The organism is Oceanospirillum sp. (assembly GCF_982874595.1).
In genome coordinates this window covers 32,431-35,150 of record NZ_CEYNZH010000009.1, presented here as the reverse complement: position 1 = coordinate 35,150, position 2,720 = coordinate 32,431, and the positions used below count along the sequence as shown (strand labels likewise).

Genomic DNA, 2,720 nt, shown 5'->3' with positions numbered 1-2,720 from the left:
ATCTGGAAGCCGATAATTCTATTGATGCCTCGGTAACAGCAACCGATGCGGCGGGTAATAAAGCCACAGCAGAAGCGGACCGTGATATTTCTTTGGACGGTACCGGTTTTGGCGGTGCCTCAAAGGTTCTAGAAGACAGCGGTGAAGATGCTCTAACCGGTAATGTATTTGCTGATGGCAACCATTTCGGTGAAAACCCTCAGATTGAGACGTTTAACTACACTGACGTAAACGGTGATACTCAGACCGCCAATGCAGGCGATACGGTAACAACGCTGCATGGTGGTGATCTGACAGTCAACGGTAATGGTTCTTGGAGCTATACTCCGCCTGTCAGTGGTGATCACAGTGGAGAAACTGATGATGCACTTGAAGGAGCTGGTTTTGAGTACACGGCTTCTATTGATGGCGGTAACACCTATATCGCTGAGCAGGCTATTAGTGTCTTGGATGATGAGCCGATAGCGCTTGAAGATACCGATACCGTTGCTCTGGATGCTGACCTGAATGGCTTCGCATTCGGTAATGTAATGACAGGAATAGGCGGCAGCAGCCTAGCAGATCTTAAGGCCGATGACGAAGGACCTGATACAGCTCAAGTGACTGAAGTGCGCTTTGGTGAAACTAAGGTACGCTTCGATAACAATGATGATGTCAAAATTGATGATGACGGCAATCAGTACGTTGAGATTGCTGGCGATAATGGTCTGCTGAAGCTCTATCAAGACGGTTCGTACAATTATGAAGTAACCGACCCGACTACCACTAAAACTGTAGATGACGGTAATTGGGATACCGTGACGCTAAAAGCCTTTGATTTTGGAACTGAGTATAAAGGTAGTGATGGCAAGCTGGATTTAACTAAAGCCGATGATACGGTTTCCGAAGCAGGTAATGGTATTGGTGTTTCGGGAACCCAGAATGGTAACGTCTCGAAACAGATTAACCATAATTATGATTATAACGCAGAAACTGGTGAAACCGGCCAGTCAGAATCATTGGCTGTTAGCTTTGATAACCCCATTACGAAAGCTACGGTTTCTTTAAGCAATCTATACAAAAATGATAATGGTGGTGAGGCTGGTGACATTGAAAGTGGTCGCTGGGAGGCTTTTGATGCCGACGGCAATTTGGTCGGCTATGGTGTTCTGGACGACAGTACTATTGACTACACTAATGGTCATCAGGGAACAGCGGTTATTGAATTGTCTGGTAGTGGTGCATTTTCCACAATTGTCTTCTCGGCAACGGCCTATGACAATCCGGCCATAAACACAGGTGACAGCAGTGATTACTTTATTAAAAGTATCAGTTACGAAGAGGTGAATACTGCGGCTGACCAGTTTACTTATCAGATAACAGATACTGATGGAGATACGGCTGAAACGACATTAACACTTGATCTCGCTGCACCTGAAGCTGAAATCACAACTCTACCTGATTTACTGGATGTATCTATTACTATTGACCCTATCACCGGTGATGACCTTTTGAATGTAAAAGAAGTTCAGGAGGCGACCACCACCATTACTGGTACTGTTGGTGGAGATGCCAGTGAGGGGGATACAGTAACATTGACAGTGAATGGCAATCACTATACGGGTCAAGTCACAGCGGATAATACCTACAACATCAATGTTGATACCTCTGATTTACAGGCAGACAATGACATTGATGCCAGTATCTCTATTAAAAATGATGCAGGTTTAACAGCTACAGCAAAAGCTGAGCGGGAGATAGATACAGAAGGGTTCAGCTTTAAACTGTTTGTTGCAGATAATGATGGCAACATAATGCTGGATAGTGATGGTAATCCTGTTGACGTTGCTACAATCAGCGAGCCGGGTTCTGTTGAGGGTGATAGCACTGCTTACTATATCGTGAAAGCGGTTGATAGTGATGGAATCCCGCTGGCTGATCAGCCAGGTGGCAACATTGAAGTCGTATTTGAAAACAATAGTGCTGAAAACGAAGATTATGCCACTGCACAGGGGGGCAGCGATTTTGGCCAAGGTTCCGGGGCAAAAACAGTTGCTGTAAATGAAAAATTTTCCGCTACTGCTGAAGATGATGCATTGGCCGATAACGGTGAAACTTTCACGATCTCTCTTAATGATGGTTCCTATACCAACGCCGATGATTTTGAAGGTATTGGTTATGATGCGGCTCGTGTAACAACCACAATTAAAGACGAAACCGAAACTGATACTCCCAATGATAACGATAGTGCCTTCACTCTGAAGCTATTTGCATCGGATGATCAAGGCAATGTCTTGCTGGATAGTCATGGTGATCCGATCACGGCGACTGAAATCCATGAAGACAGTGCCAACGGTGATACTACAGCGTATTACGTTGTGAAAGCTGTTGATGGTAACGGAGACCTGCTGACTGACCAGCCAGAGGGTACTGTGGATGTAACTTTCACTAATGACTCTGCGGAAGATACTGATTACACCTACGGCAATACCAATGTCACCGTGGGTCAGGCCTTTAGTGCTACATCGGTAGATGACGCTCTTGCCGATAACAATGAAGACTTTGTTGTTTCTCTGAATGCTGGCAGTTACAGCGATGCAGCAGCTTATGAAGCTGTCAGTTATGCGTCAGATACAGTAACGACTACGATTCTGGATGAGACGGATAACGATCCAGCAACCCCAGGTGATAACGATAGTGCCTTCACTCTGAAGCTATTTGCATCGGATGATCAAGGCAAT

The 2,720-nt window shown here is 45.3% G+C and carries 1 protein-coding gene; it reads left to right on the top strand.

Going from position 1 to position 2,720, the window contains the following annotated elements; genetic code table 11:
* Positions 1–2,720 (top strand): Ig-like domain-containing protein (locus AC4GL5_RS06005; protein ID WP_490381888.1); only part of this gene is annotated, 2,720 nt, incomplete at both ends.